Below are 13,832 nucleotides of genomic sequence, written 5' to 3' on the forward strand. Positions count from 1 at the left end.
GGATCTGTACCTTGGCTCCGGCGGCGCTCCGGAGGGCGTGCTTGCCGCAGCGGCGCTGAAATGCCTGGGCGGCGAAATGCAGGGCCAGCTGCTGCCGCAAGGCCCGTTTGAGCTGCAGCGCTGCATGCGGATGGGCATTGCCAATCCGACGCGCGTGCTGTACATGGACGATATGGTCGGAACGGGGGATGTGATTTTTGCCGCCACCGGGGTAACCTCCGGCGAATTCCTGAATGGCGTCCGCTTCATCGGCAAGGAGCGCGCGGAGACGCATTCCGTCATCATGCGGGCGCAAAGCCGGACGATCCGCTATATCCGCAGCATCCACTTCCTGCCCGGCAAGGAAATCCCGCAGGGGGCTTCGGGGAAGAAGGTTGCGTCCCTGTAAATATTCCATACTGTAACCATCGAAGACCGTGTCCGCTCCGAGCGAGGGACACGGTCTTGTTCATGCGCGGCCGCCTGAATAACGTACCGGTTGTTTAACTTCGGGCAAGTCCATTCGCTGACAAGAGCGGCCCTCCAAGCCCATTCGGGCTTGAGAGGCCGCTCTTCATTTTAAGGCCTATCTCCACTTTTTTCTCTGATAACGCCTCTTCAATCCGGGATGTTCCGATGCGGCACCGGCAGATTATCGTGCGGACGCTTGCCTTCAAGACCCGAACCGTTGAATGCGTTATTAGAGCTTCTCGCAACCGATCTTTCGGCCCTGTCGTTCATCGGGTCATCGGCGGCCGAGTCGTCGGTTATCATATTCCCGGGCATCGTTTCGCTCGTTCCATTATAGTGGCTGTTCAGCGGGTTATGCGTCCGGAACGCTTCATGCACAACCCTTTCCTGCGAGGTGTCCGCATCGACCATGACCAGAATGCGGCCTTCATCGACGTACCGGGTATAGCTCTCCGCTTCGTCTTCCGGAATACCCAGGCCGATCAGCCCTCCAACCAGACCTCCTGTCCCTGCCCCCACCGCCGCTCCGGCCAATGTCGCCGCAATCGGACCGGCTGCAATGATCGGCCCAATACCCGGAATCGCCAGCGCGCCGATGCCGACGAGCAATCCGGTTACTCCGCCGAGCAGGCCGCCCGTCGCCGCTCCGGAAGCCATTCCTTCGGGAGCCTTCGTGCCCGTCTCTTCACCGACTGTGTTCACATCCTCTTTATTTCTCGCAATAACGGAGATATCCTCTGTCTGAAAACCGCGACTCTTTAAATCCCCGATCGCCTGCGACGCATCATGCTCGTTCGTAAAGACGCCAACAATTCTCTTATTCATAGCGATTACCTCCCAAAGTAAATTTAAAATTTTAAATTCCCTTGCTCATAGCTTACTTAACCAAATCGATATGGGATAAACGGAGAATCGGCAACCCCAAAGCTGAATCCTCAAAAATAATTTCTAAACAGCAAACAAGCCAAGGTATGATAAAAAATCGCCACAAAATCCATGGAAAGTCATAGTCGCGTCATTATACATAACGCAGTATGTGAAATAATTTTCGGATTATTGAATCTTTTGGAACACTCACTTTTTTTTCCTTACAAACCGTAATAAAACGACTATACTTCATGCTAAAGGTGTAAATAAAAGCAACGCAAACCAAGGAGGAAGAAACCATGAACATGCGGCTTAAGGTTTTAAAGAAACATCTGTTGTTTTGTTGCAGCGAGCATTGTAATAACCAGGATGTAGAAGAAGTTATGCAGGCTTTCAAGGAAGAGCTTGTCGAACAGGGAATCAATAAGACGGTCAAGATCAACAAGACCAGCTGTCTTGGCCTTTGCGGCAACGGCCCTTTTCTCATTGTCTATCCAGACGGCGTATGGTACTACAATGTGACCACTGACGATGTTCAGCGTATCGTTAAGGAGCATCTGGTCGAGGGCAATCCTGTGGACGAGCTGGTTATGTTGAAAATGGAAGCTTAGGCTTTCCACCCGAATCGTTCCCGAACAAAAGAATAGGTCTCACAAATCGTTCGCCGGCTCCGTTTGGAAAGCCGGTTTTTATTTTGTCCTTTTATCCGCAGTTGGCCTTTGAGGTATAATGAAATGATGAAGCGCTCGGCGCTATATCCTGATTGCCAAACAAGGAGAGCAAAAACATGGCCGTCTTTCATTACAACGCGGAGCCGCCGCTTGGGGTCTCTCCCGATCTCTATCTGCTGTTCTGGGGCCGTGAGCAATGCGCTCCCGGACATTCCTTCGGTCCCGGCTTCCGGGACTACTACAAAATCCATTTCATCCATAAAGGGACCGGCAGGGTCATGACGGGCGGACAGTCCCATATTCTGTTCCCCGGGCAGGCCTTTCTGACCTATCCCCGGGTCGTTGCCTCCTACGCCGCGGATGAGAGCGATCCCTGGAGCTACTCCTGGATTGCTTTTACGGGCGAGCGGGTGAAGGCGCTCCTGTCCAGAACAACCCTGTCCCCGGAATCCCCTGTGTTTCCCATGGACGGCAAGGTCATGAACGGACTTTATGACCGACTGACCGAGGCTTCCCGGACGATTGGCGCGCTGGATCTGCCGCTAACGGCTGTTCTGTACGAATTTCTGGCAGTTCTTCTTCGTACCGTCCCGGCGTCTACTGCGGCTTCCGCTCTGCAAGGACGCAAGAACGAGCATGTGGAAAAATGCCTGCATTTTATAGAGTCCCATTACGGCGAGAATATCACGATGGAAATGATGTCTGAAATGCTGCAGCTTAACCGGAAATACGTATCCGCGCTCTTCAAGCAGGTTGTCGGCATGCCTCCGCGCCAGTACCTGCTGGGGTACCGCATGGCTAAAGCCCGCGAGCTGCTCACCCGAACCGACTGCACGATCGGAGAGATTGCCCGCTCCATCGGTTATGAGGATGCGCTCCTGTTCTCGCGAATGTTCAAGAAGGTTCACGGCTGCTCCCCTAGGAGCTACCGGGAAGGGAATGCCAATCTGACATTATGATATATATTCCTCCCTTGCTGACATTCGTTTGTTTCCTCGATTCGGCTACAATGAAAGCGCAGCAATAACCGTTCGCCCGCCCTGGGCGAACACCATTTCATTGCAGGAGGGCATTCAATCATGTACACAGCCAGTACGGAAAGATATGACCATATGGTCTATAACCGCTGCGGACGCAGCGGACTGCGCCTGCCGGCAATTTCACTCGGCCTCTGGCATAACTTCGGCGGGATCGACACGCTGGAGAACGGCAGAGCCATGATCCGGAGAGCGTTCGATCTGGGCATTACGCATTTCGACCTCGCGAATAATTACGGGCCGCCCCCAGGCTCTGCCGAGGAGAACTTCGGTACCATTCTGAACAAGGATTTTCTTCCCTACCGGGACGAAATGATCATCTCCAGCAAAGCCGGGTTCTATATGTGGCCGGGTCCGTACGGAGAATGGGGCTCCAAGAAATATCTCGTCGCCAGTCTCGACCAGAGCCTGAAACGGATGGGCCTTGAATATGTCGATATTTTCTATCACCACCGTCCCGACCCCGATACTCCGCTTGAGGAAACGATGGCCGCGCTGGATCTGATCGTCCGTCAGGGCAAGGCGCTGTACGTCGGCATTTCCAATTACCGCGCCGAGGAGGCGCGGGAAGCGATCCGGATTCTCCGGAGACTCGGCACCCCTTGCCTGATCCACCAGCCGAATTACTCCATGCTGTCCCGCTGGATTGAGGATGGACTGCAAGATGTGCTTGAGGAGGAGGGCGTGGGTACGATTGCCTTCTCGCCGCTGCAAAAAGGCATCCTGACGGACCGCTATCTGAGCGGCATCGCGCCGGATTCCCGCGCGGCCGGACCGAGCGCATTCCTGTCCGAGAAGGAACTGACGCAGGAAGTGCTCGGCAAGGTCCGTCGCCTTAATGAAGTAGCGGCGGCGCGCGGACAGAAAATGTCCCAGCTGGCCTTATCCTGGGTGCTTCGCGGAGGCAAGGTGACCTCGGCGCTGATCGGCGCAAGCAAGGTCAGTCAGATCGAAGACGCCGCCGCCGCCCTGAAGGCGCCCGAGCTCAGCGCGGAAGAGCTGGAGAAGATTGAGGACATACTGCGGGGATAGTCTGACCCAAGTAGCGGCGTGACAGAACAGCCCAGTATCTGCGGCAGGCACTGGGCTGCTTTATTGAACCTATAGTAAACCGAAAGGGTGATTTCCTATGAAAAATAGAATGTTGCCAGCCTACCTGATTTCCGGGAGGGTGACTATACTTTAGCCCTCCGACTATATGGAGGAAATGAAATGTATTTGAAAAGTGGAAATTTAGTCATCAGAAATGCGAATGCAGGCGATGCACAAGCCTTGTGCAACTGGTGGAACGATGGAAGAATTATGGCTCATGCCGGCTTTCCCAATGGTATCGGCACTACCGAACAAGAGGTTCTGGATAAACTCAAGACTGATTCTGACCGTGGCCGCCGCTTGATTCTGGAGATTGATCATGTTCCTGTCGGGGAAATGAATTACAGAACGGTTGAAGAGAACGTTGCAGAGATTGGCATTAAAATCTGCGATTTCAGCCAGCAGGAAAAAGGCTTTGGAACCACTTTTTTGACTATGCTCATCAGCTTTTTATTTGAGCAGCTGCTGTATCACACAATCATACTCGATACCAACGTCAAGAACACAGGAGCACAGCATGTATATGAGAAAATTGGCTTTCGAAAAATGGCTGTTCGTATCGACACGTGGAAAAATCAGCTTGGAGAATTGCAATCTTCCATTGATTATGAATTAACAAGAGAGGAATATTTAAAGAGCCTCCGATTTGATTTGAATTAATTCCTGAACAGGAACTGTATCTCACGGTTGCTCCTCTGATACAGTTCCTTGTTCTCAGGAAAATAGCGCCTTCACCCCTCCTCATCCCGCTTCCGAAACTCCCGCGGCGTCTGGCCCGTCGCCTTCTTGAACACGCGGCTGAAATACTTCTCGTCTTCATAGCCGACCAGTTCGGCAATCCGCGACAGGCGCAGCTCCGAATTGTGCAGCAGCTCCTTGGCCCTGTCGATCCGCAAATTCGTCAGATAATCAGACAGATTCTCACCCGTAACCTGCTTGAACTTGCGCGAGACGTTCTCCCGGCTAAGGAAAAAGCGGTCCGCGATATGCTGCAGCGTAATCTCCTGCTGGTAATTCTTGTCCAGGTAATCCCGGATTTCCCGGATCAGCCGGCTGTCCGAGGTGCGGGAAAGCTTGCTTTCGCCGACCATAATCAACAGGTATGATTTGATTCCTTCCTTCCAGCGTTCGATGGAAAAATTGCCGCTCTCATCCATTCCGCCCGGGAAAGGCGGCTCATCATCCGAACCTGCCTCGCTGCCGGACCATTCCTGCCTCCACCGGGTCAGCACATGTCTTAGCCGGGCCTCCCGATCCTTGAGGCCGTTCAGGGTCAGCATACTGCTTCCGGCAACCGAATCGGTCCATTCCTCCAGGCGCCGGACGATTCGCTCCGCATCGCCCGACAGCAGCGAAAGCCGAAGGTTCTCCAGCAGCGCCGCAGTCCTGTCTCCCTCATCAAGAGCCGCCTCAGACCGTTCCTTCCGGTACGGATGAATGCGGTTGCCCGTCTGCAGAAGATTCCGCTCAGCCAGTCCCTCTCTTGCCTCTGTAAAAGCGGCGCACAGTCGTTCCGGAAAGGGAAGGACCGTGCTCAGACCGATGTCGAGCGGGATGCCGTACGCCCGTTTGACTGACTCGTTAATCTCAAGCAGCAGCCTCTCCGCCTCATCCACTTCGTCCCAGAAGAGAACGGCTACATCCGTGCCTTCATGCCAATAACGAAATGCAAAGCCCAGCTTCCGCAAGCTTACGATTTCATTGCAGACATTCGCCAGAACGAAGGAGGTCAGCTGGATATCGCCCTGGAACCTTTGCAGCAGCCGGCCCCCCGAGGATTGAAGTGAAATGACGGCGATACGGCAGCGCTTCGCGTTCTTCGGGAGTCCCAGCTCCTCGAACAGCGCCTCCTCCAGATCCTGAAAGGTGATGGTTCCGTTCACCAGATCCGAAAGCGTCTTGTCCCAGTACAGCGGACGGAGCACATTGAGCCGGATATTTTGATGGAAGGTCCGTTCCCGCTCCCGCTTCTCCTCCTTCCACTTCTGAAAGGCGCGCTCGGCGGCGGAGATCAGTTGCTTGCGGTTGAGCGGCTTGAGCAGATAATCGACTCCGCCGTAGACAATAGCCGGCTTGACGTAGTTGAAATCCTGATAACCGCTGATGACGATGGTCTTCGTGTAAGGAGAGCAGCGGTGCAGCCATTCCAGCAGCTCGGCGCCGTCCATAAGCGGCATCCGCATATCCGTGAACACGACCGCCGGCTGCTGCTCCAGAATGATGTCCATCGCTTCCTGGCCATTCGTGGCTTCGTATATATCGCTGACATCATACTGTTCCCATGGTACAAAATAGCGGATGGCCTCGCGCACATGCTTCTCATCGTCTACAATCAGTACTTTCATTCCGCTCTCTCTTCCTTCCTGAAGGCCGTATCATCCAAAGGTATAATCATGACGACTTCCGCTCCGTCTTCACCGCCCCGCAGCAGCAGCTCGGATCTTTCGCTAATCTGAAGCCGCAGTCTCGCGAGTACGTTGCGAAGCCCGATTCCCTCCTCCCCGCTGTGCTCGGTCCGCTTAAGACATTCCCTTATTTCTTTCAGGCGCCCGTCCGGTATGCCTTTGCCGTTATCCCTGACGGTGATGACCAGCCGCCCTTCGTTATCCAGCCTGCCTGTAATGGAGATCACGCCATCCTTGATGCCATCGCGGAAGCCATGCTTGAAGATGTTCTCAACCAATGGCTGCAGGATCATTTTCGGTACGAAAATACCGCTTGCTCTCTCCTCGATGTCAACGTCCAGCCGCAAATTCTCCTCGCCGAAGCGCTCTCTTTGCAGAGCCGTATAATTCTCCACATGTTCAATCTCGTCCTGAAGCGTCACCTGTATTCCGTCCGTCGTCATGGAATACCGCATCATGCTGCCCAGGGAATAAATGAGGTCGTAAATTTTCGGAGCGTTGTATCTCAGGGAAAGGGTGGCGATCGATTGCAGCGCGTTGTATAGAAAATGCGGGTTGACCTGGGCCTGCAGCATCTTCAGCTGGCTGGTCTTGTTAGCGATCTCCAACCGGTATTCCTGAAGAATCAAATCGTTGATCGTACGGGTCATATCGGTAATCTTGCGGGCCAGCAGCCCGAATTCATCCTCGCGCACCCAATTGACGGAAGCGTCCAACTGCCCGATCTGCACCTTCTGCGTGTAGGAAATCAGCTGCTTGATCGGTCTTGTAAAGCCGATAGTGATCAAGATGCCCGCAATGCCCGCGATAATCAGAAACAGCACGCCGATTCCGGTATTGATGCGGCTAATGGTTCGCGCGTCGCTGTACAGGTCCTCATAAGGCACCAGCTTGATAATATTGCCTTTAAAAATAGCCGAGTCAATATGCCTATACATAATAATACCCTTGAACTCCTTATTATTCCATGAGAAGTGGCCGCTGTCAGCTCCTTGCGGAAGCTTGCTCCAGCCTGCTTCAATCGGCTCCCCGATCCACTGGCCGCCCGAAGCATACAGCGTCTTCCCCTGCTCATCCACAATATAGAGACGCTCGGTGTCCCGGTTGTACATCGACTTGGCTATGGCTTCCATATCCGTCAGACGGAAGTCAAGCGACAGATCGGCAATGACTTCGTCGCTGGGCGTCCGGTAGATCGGATAATGGGCGCTGAACACCGGCGTCGCTCCCCCTTTGAAGTTCGGAAATCCCGACTTCACGCCATATTGATGATCCATATGCGTCGCTTCCACGAAGGGCCGCGCCGACCCGTCGGGATTGGCAAGCGGCGTATACCGGGGATTGTACTCCCTGCGGAACTGTCCCTGAAGCAGCGTGTTGGACTGTTTGTTAGCCCTTACATAAAGATGGATCTGAAAGATGTTCCGGTCGGACAAAAAGAGGTTGTACAGTTGAGTGATGACAATGTTCCGGTTATCCGGCTGAACCGTCCCTTTGGGAAGAGTGGCCGGATTCTTGACCGACAATATGGAGGTATAAAATGAGTTCTGTATGTTGATTCCGCTGTATATGCTCAGGGCGCGTTGATGGATGCCCTTAAAATAACCGTCCAGATTGGCCGCCCCCAGCGCCAGCAGCTTGCGGTTCTGGCCGATTGACTGCTCGGTCACCGATTGCTTCGTATACAGATACGAGAATATGACCGAGACGCCAGCCGGAATGACGGCCGCCAGCAGCACGAGCGCCATCAGTCGATTACGGATGCTGTGTTTGAACATAGGTCCCTCCCTCCTTGAATCTTCCAGTCTGCCCGGCCAAGCTGCAATATAATCCACCTTAACGGTCATCAAATTGAGTGTTAAACGCTTTCATGGATACCTATAATGACAGTATAAAGCAATGATACTACGTAAAAAGGAGAACCGCCATGAGAAAAGCACTGGGTATTCAAGAGAACTGGGCTCAGTCCGTAAATAGGAAATCGGCTTTGAGAAAAGTGTTCAGCATTCACAGGGGCTGGGCACAGCAAATTGTATTTTTAGGTCCATGTCTCATTTTCTTTCTGACGATTGTGATCACCCCTTTCATTCTCGGATTTTATTATTCTTCGACCAACTGGAACGGGCTGGATCTGGACAAAGCGGTATGGACAGGTTCGGCCAACTGGAGCCGCATTCTGCATGACGACAATTTCTGGAGCTCGCTTAACTTCACGCTTCGCTTCACCGTCGTTTCTGTTGTAATCGCTAATATTTTGGCGCTGCTGCTCGCCTTTGTGCTGATGGCGTCGCTTAAGACGAAGAAAGTGCTGCGGACCGTCTTCTTTATGCCCAATGTCATCGGCGGCATCCTGCTCGGCTATATTTGGCAGTTCATCTTCACCAAAGGCTTCGCCACCATCGGCGATTCTACGAATATCCCCTTCTTCAACCTGCCATGGCTCGGAACGCCAAATACCGGCTTCTGGGGACTTGTCATCGTATTCGTATGGCAGACTGCGGGGTATATGATGGTCATTTACATCGCCTCTCTCGCCGGCATTCCGAAGGACTTGATCGAGGCTGCCAAGATTGACGGCGCGCGGCCCTATCAGCTTTTTAAAAGCGTGTACGTGCCGCTCATCATGCCGGCCATCACAATCTGTCTGTTCCTTACAACCTCCAACGCGTTCAAGATGTTCGACCTCAACCTGTCGCTGACCAAGGGCGGACCGGGGACCTCGACGCAGTCGCTGGCTTATAACATCTATTCGGAGGCGCTGATCAACAACCGTTACGGGCTGGGAACCGCCAAAGCGCTGCTGTTCTTCGCCGCCGTGTCGATTATAACGGTTACTCAGGTTATCATCACCAAACGCAAGGAGGTATCGGCATAATGAATATCGAGACATATAAATCCAAAACCTTCATTATCGAAATTTTAGCAATCCTGCTCGCGGTCATTTTTCTGGCGCCCTTCTATCTGGTGCTGACGAACTCGGTGAAGACGCTGAAGGAAATTTTGCTGGACGCCGCCTCGTTTCCCCAGTTGTTTCACTGGAGCAACTACAGCGATGTGTGGAAAATGATCGACTTCCCGCAGGCGTTCTGGAACTCCCTGCAAATTTCGGCGCTCAGCGTCGTGTTCATTGTCCTGTTCAGCTCGATGGCCGCCTACCAGATCGTAAGAAGACCTACGAAGTTCAACTCTTTTGTCTTCCTGCTGCTGGTGTCGGCCATGATTATTCCGTTTCAATCGCTGATGCTTCAGCTTGTGCGGGTGACCAGCCTGCTTGAGCTGCGCGGAGAGCTGTACGGGATCGTCGCCTGTTATCTCGGCTTCGGCATGCCGCTGTCGGTCTTCCTGTTCCATGGCTTCATCAAAACCGTACCCCTGGAGCTGGAAGAGGCCGCCCGGGTGGACGGCTCCAATCCGTACGGCGTCTTTTTCCGGATCGTCTTCCCGCTGCTGATGCCTATTATGGTTACGGTGGTTATCCTGAATACGCTGTGGATCTGGAACGACTACCTTCTGCCGGTGCTGATTATCGGGGGCAACAAGGATTTAACGACGCTGCCCCTTGCGGTCACCAAATTCTTCGGTCAATATACTAAGAAGTGGGATCTTGCCCTGGCGGGTCTGGTGATGGCGATTACTCCGATCCTGCTGTTCTTCCTCATTCTGCAGAAATACATCGTGGAGGGCGTAACCGCCGGTTCCGTTAAAGGCTGAGCCTCCGGCAACAATATCCACCTTTTCAGACAAAATATTAAGTGTTGGCCCGGGTCACATTGCATTACGATCATTATGTAAACACTTACAAAACAAGGGGAGGCAGTAAAATGAAGAAACGGTTCGCATTTCTAATCGCAATCGTTTGCGTCCTAATTATTGCAGGCTGCGGCAACGGGGGCAATAACAGTAACAGCGGCACATCCGGGACCGCATCTCCGGCGTCCGATACGCCTAAAAAAGATGTGACGATCAAGGTCTTCCAGTTCAAAGTGGAGATTGCCGAACAGATCAACGCGCTGGCGGAGGAGTATGAGAAGGAAACCGGCGTGAAGGTTCAAGTGGAAACCCATGGCGGCGGCGAGGATTACGGCGCGCTGCTGAAAGCTGAAATCGCTTCCGGTTCCGAGCCTGAAATCTTCAACAATGGCGGTTTCGCCGCGCTTGTCCCATATATGGACCGGGCGACCGACCTGTCGGATCAGCCTTGGGTAAGCAGCTTGATTGAGACCTCGAAGATTCCGACAACGGTGGACGGGAAACTGTACGGCCTGCCGATGAACGTGGAAGGCTACGGTCTGATCTACAACAAGGACCTGTTCACCAAGGCGGGCATCACCGAGGAACCGAAGACGCTGCCGCAGCTTAAAGAAGCCGTGGAAAAGCTGAAAGCCGCCGGCATTACGCCTTTTGAAGCAACCAATGAATGGTGGTCGCTCGGCATCCATCTTGTGAATGTGGCGATGGCCAACCAGCCTGATCCGGCCGCATATATTGAGGATTTGAAAGCGGGCAAACAAACGATCAAGGGCAATGAAGTGTTCAAGCAATGGCTGGATCTTGTGGATGTGATCTTCAATAACGCCCAGGACAATAAAGTGACTACCGACTACGCCACTCAGGTCGCCGACTTCGCCTCAGGCAAAGCAGCCATGATGTTGCAGGGCAACTGGACGCAAGGGGACATCGACAAGATTGATCCTGCACTGAAGCTCGGCCTGCTGCCGCTTCCGATCAATGATAAGGAAGGACAAATCTACGTGGGCGTGCCGAACAACTGGATTGTGAACAGCAAATCGGCTCATCCGGAAGAAGCGAAAGCGTTCCTGAACTGGATGGTAACGTCGGAGACCGGAAAGAAATATCTGACCAAAGAATTCAAATTCATCCCGGCCCTGTCCAACATTTCGACTACCGCTGAGGATATCGGCCAAATTGCCGTAGCGGTACAGGATCAGTCCAAGACCGCTCTGAGCTGGAACTGGGACAGATTCCCGGATGGCGTAACTCAAGGCTTCGGCGCGGCCATGCAGGAATATCTGGGCGGCCAGATTAACCGCGATCAGCTGCTGGATAAGCTGGATAAAGCCGTTCAGGACATCGTAAAACAATAATCAGGCCGATCAGGCCCCAATCAAAATGGCGAGCCTCCTTGCAGCAGCCGTTCAGGATAGCTATCCTGAACAGCCGGCTAAGGAGGCTCGCTTTATTCTATGCAGGGTCGGCCGGTTTCGCTTGGGCCGGGTTTCTATTTACCCTCACTGATCTACATGGCCATTCACCCTTTCCCATAACCTGAGCTTGCGAAACTGCTTACTTCGTTTCTTTTAGTTCTATGTGTAAATATTCCAGGTCATTTAAAGATGTCATGCACCCCAAACACACTTCTCTGTTTTTGTCGAATCAGAAAGACTTTCGAACTATTGATAATTTCAAATTATTTCCTTATTATTATTGAATAATCCATAAATTACAAAAAAATGGAGGTTATACTTGTGAAAAAATTATCAACTCTATTCTTGTCTGTCTGTATCTTGATTGTTTTTAGTGTTCCTATTGCTTCGGCCGCCGAACTCCCACCTACGCCCAACCCTACACCTAACGAGAGGGTATTGAATCTGCTAAAAGAGAACAATATTGATTATAAAATTGTAGATGGCAATATTAAGTTAGATAAAACATCAGAAGAAGCCATAGCTGACGTCAACAAACTACTCAGCTCACAGTCTCAATTCAGTCGTAGTTCTATTACCGCCACTTCTTACCCCACTTCTTACATTCACATGGTACAATATGATATAACGGATTCGAAGAAATTTACTGCGGCGACAAAGACAGCTTTTACGGTCGCTTTCACTGCTTACGCAAAAAATATCACCACGCCTTGGCAAGAACTTGTTGCAGTAGCAGTTGGCGGATTTGCGACCTACTATTTCATAAATACTACAACTGAGGATTTATATACCTTTATTAGATACTATTTTAGAGAACTGGGTCCAGGATTCTTTGATATGAACGGTACTTTCATAGGGGACTATGAGATTCTAAAAAAAACAAGAGTTACCAAATATTCAAATGGAACGGGTGGCTCGTATGCCACTGATGCTAGAAGATCTACAATAATAGAGCCTTGGTTCTAGTTCTGAAATGGGATGGTTGAAATACTGAAATACCTTCTTTTTTTCGTATCCAATTTCATTTTAGCTTATTTTATCTATGATAAATCAGGTTACGAAAAACCCTTATTGCAATCGTTTGTTTTACTCACTTTGGTAATTTTCATGGATTTAATAATGAATAAAACAAACAAAAAATGAACTTCACCCCGTCAATTAGACAATACAAAAATAAAAATCAGTTAGGCGGCTTCCGTCCTGAATTCCATGGGACTCAGGGCGTTTAGCTTTGCCTGCAATCGTTCATAGTTGTAAAAATAGATATAGCCGTCAATATCTTTTTGGAGAGCCTCAAAAGTAGAGTATAGATGTAAGCAGCTATATGAGAGTTTACGTGCGCTGAAGAAAATCATACGTGAAAAAAGAAGCCTCGCCCAAGTTCATCGAACTTAGGAGAGGCTTCATTTAAAGCTTACAGTTAATATGATCAATTCTTAAGCCATATAATGCCTCAGGCCTGCGGCAAATCCCATTTTCCTTCAATGATGCTGTCCTTTAAAGCACGCCGGCCGTTCGGCTTCTCAAGGCTGCGGAAATCTTCGTTCAGGGCATCGGCCTCCCCTTGGTATCCGATCGGGATCAACAGATGCACGTCATAATCGTCCGGCACGTTCAGAGCGGTGCGAGCCTTCTCCTGATCGAAGCTGGCGATGGCGCGGGTGGACAAGCCCAGCAGCGAGGCTTGAAGCGCGATCGCCTGCCAGGCGGCGCCGGTGTCAAACGCATGGAACCGGTTGGGCTGGCCATCCTCCCACAGCTTGTAGGAAGCAAGACCAATAATAGCGGGAGCCTGATCCGCCCATACCCGGTTGCTTGGGAAGATCAATTCCCGGAAGGTCTGCAGCTGCTCCTCTGTCTTGGCCAGGAGAAAACGCCAAGGCTGGCCGTTTCTGGCGGACGGAGCCCAGCGCGCGGCCTCCAGCACCGTCAGCAGATCCTCTTCGCTGACGCTGCGGTCAGAGAACGAGCGGGGCGACCAGCGGTTTACAAACAAGGGATTAATCGAATGATCGGCCTCGCGATTGGCCTTCACTGCTTCGGATAACTGCTCCGTGGGATTAAATGTTTGTTGACTCATCTTCATCAACCTCTCTCATAAAATATTAGTATTTTCAAAATAGGAACCGTATTTCACACTTTCAA

General features: G+C 51.8%; 14 protein-coding genes. 9 read left to right on the forward strand and 5 right to left on the reverse strand.

Annotated elements, in window-relative coordinates; all coding sequences use genetic code 11:
- Window positions 1-388, forward strand: a 388-nt coding sequence (locus tag L692_RS0102990; protein ID WP_025697070.1) for a fructose-bisphosphatase class II, incomplete at its 5' end; no start/stop codon positions are given.
- 209 nt (window positions 389-597) lie between these two features.
- Here the strand turns inward: L692_RS0102990 and L692_RS27645 are convergent.
- Window positions 598-1,275, reverse strand: a complete 678-nt coding sequence (locus L692_RS27645) for a general stress protein (protein ID WP_025697072.1) — start codon at window positions 1,273-1,275, stop codon at window positions 598-600.
- A 341-nt stretch (window positions 1,276-1,616) separates the two neighbouring features.
- Here L692_RS27645 and L692_RS0103000 point away from each other — a divergent pair, with 341 nt between their 5' ends.
- The 4 genes from L692_RS0103000 to L692_RS0103015 all read left to right on the forward strand — a co-directional run bounded on the left by L692_RS0103000 (window position 1,617) and on the right by L692_RS0103015 (window position 4,777).
- Window positions 1,617-1,928, forward strand: a complete 312-nt coding sequence (locus tag L692_RS0103000) for a (2Fe-2S) ferredoxin domain-containing protein (protein WP_025333537.1) — start codon at window positions 1,617-1,619, stop codon at window positions 1,926-1,928.
- 176 nt (window positions 1,929-2,104) lie between these two features.
- Window positions 2,105-2,947, forward strand: a complete 843-nt coding sequence (locus L692_RS0103005; RefSeq protein ID WP_025697074.1) for an AraC family transcriptional regulator — start codon at window positions 2,105-2,107, stop codon at window positions 2,945-2,947.
- Between the two features lie 120 nt (window positions 2,948-3,067).
- On the forward strand, window positions 3,068-4,057 hold the full coding sequence (locus L692_RS0103010; RefSeq protein ID WP_376717979.1) for an aldo/keto reductase: 990 nt from the start codon (window positions 3,068-3,070) through the stop codon (window positions 4,055-4,057).
- A gap of 180 nt (window positions 4,058-4,237) precedes the next feature.
- Window positions 4,238-4,777, forward strand: coding sequence for a GNAT family N-acetyltransferase (locus L692_RS0103015; RefSeq protein WP_025697078.1), 540 nt, complete (start codon window positions 4,238-4,240; stop codon window positions 4,775-4,777).
- Window positions 4,778-4,848: 71 nt separating this feature from the next.
- On the opposite strand, the gene L692_RS0103020 is transcribed toward L692_RS0103015, so the two are convergent.
- Both L692_RS0103020 and L692_RS0103025 read right to left on the reverse strand, forming a co-directional pair.
- Entirely contained in the window at window positions 4,849-6,462 is a 1,614-nt protein-coding gene (locus L692_RS0103020) for a response regulator (RefSeq protein WP_025697080.1), read from the reverse strand.
- On the reverse strand, window positions 6,459-8,300 hold the full coding sequence (locus L692_RS0103025; RefSeq protein WP_025697082.1) for a cache domain-containing sensor histidine kinase: 1,842 nt from the start codon (window positions 8,298-8,300) through the stop codon (window positions 6,459-6,461). Before L692_RS0103025 ends, L692_RS0103020 begins: the two co-directional genes overlap by 4 nt.
- Window positions 8,301-8,449: 149 nt before the next feature.
- On the opposite strand from L692_RS0103025, the gene L692_RS0103030 reads away from it, so the two are divergent.
- From L692_RS0103030 to L692_RS0103045, 4 genes are all read left to right on the forward strand, one after another.
- A complete protein-coding gene (locus tag L692_RS0103030; RefSeq protein WP_084463053.1) occupies window positions 8,450-9,397 on the forward strand; it encodes a carbohydrate ABC transporter permease in 948 nt (315 codons plus the stop codon).
- Between the two features lie 5 nt (window positions 9,398-9,402).
- Window positions 9,403-10,233, forward strand: a complete 831-nt coding sequence (locus L692_RS0103035; RefSeq protein WP_025697087.1) for a carbohydrate ABC transporter permease — start codon at window positions 9,403-9,405, stop codon at window positions 10,231-10,233.
- 110 nt (window positions 10,234-10,343) lie between these two features.
- Window positions 10,344-11,627, forward strand: coding sequence for an ABC transporter substrate-binding protein (locus L692_RS0103040; protein WP_025697088.1), 1,284 nt, complete (start codon window positions 10,344-10,346; stop codon window positions 11,625-11,627).
- A 381-nt stretch (window positions 11,628-12,008) separates the two neighbouring features.
- Window positions 12,009-12,653: a hypothetical protein gene (locus tag L692_RS0103045; protein ID WP_025697090.1), complete on the forward strand. Its 645-nt coding sequence runs from the start codon at window positions 12,009-12,011 to the stop codon at window positions 12,651-12,653.
- 218 nt (window positions 12,654-12,871) lie between these two features.
- Here the strand turns inward: L692_RS0103045 and L692_RS33970 are convergent, their stop codons facing one another.
- Window positions 12,872-13,042 (reverse strand): IS3 family transposase, encoded by a 171-nt coding sequence (locus L692_RS33970; RefSeq protein WP_084463054.1) that lies wholly within the window; start codon window positions 13,040-13,042, stop codon window positions 12,872-12,874.
- A gap of 98 nt (window positions 13,043-13,140) precedes the next feature.
- A complete protein-coding gene (locus L692_RS0103050; RefSeq protein ID WP_156940288.1) occupies window positions 13,141-13,767 on the reverse strand; it encodes a nitroreductase family protein in 627 nt (208 codons plus the stop codon).
- Window positions 13,768-13,832: the final 65 nt, after the last annotated feature.

Source organism: Paenibacillus forsythiae T98, from assembly GCF_000520735.1.
GTDB classification, from domain to species: Bacteria; Bacillota; Bacilli; order Paenibacillales; family Paenibacillaceae; genus Paenibacillus_AQ; species Paenibacillus_AQ forsythiae.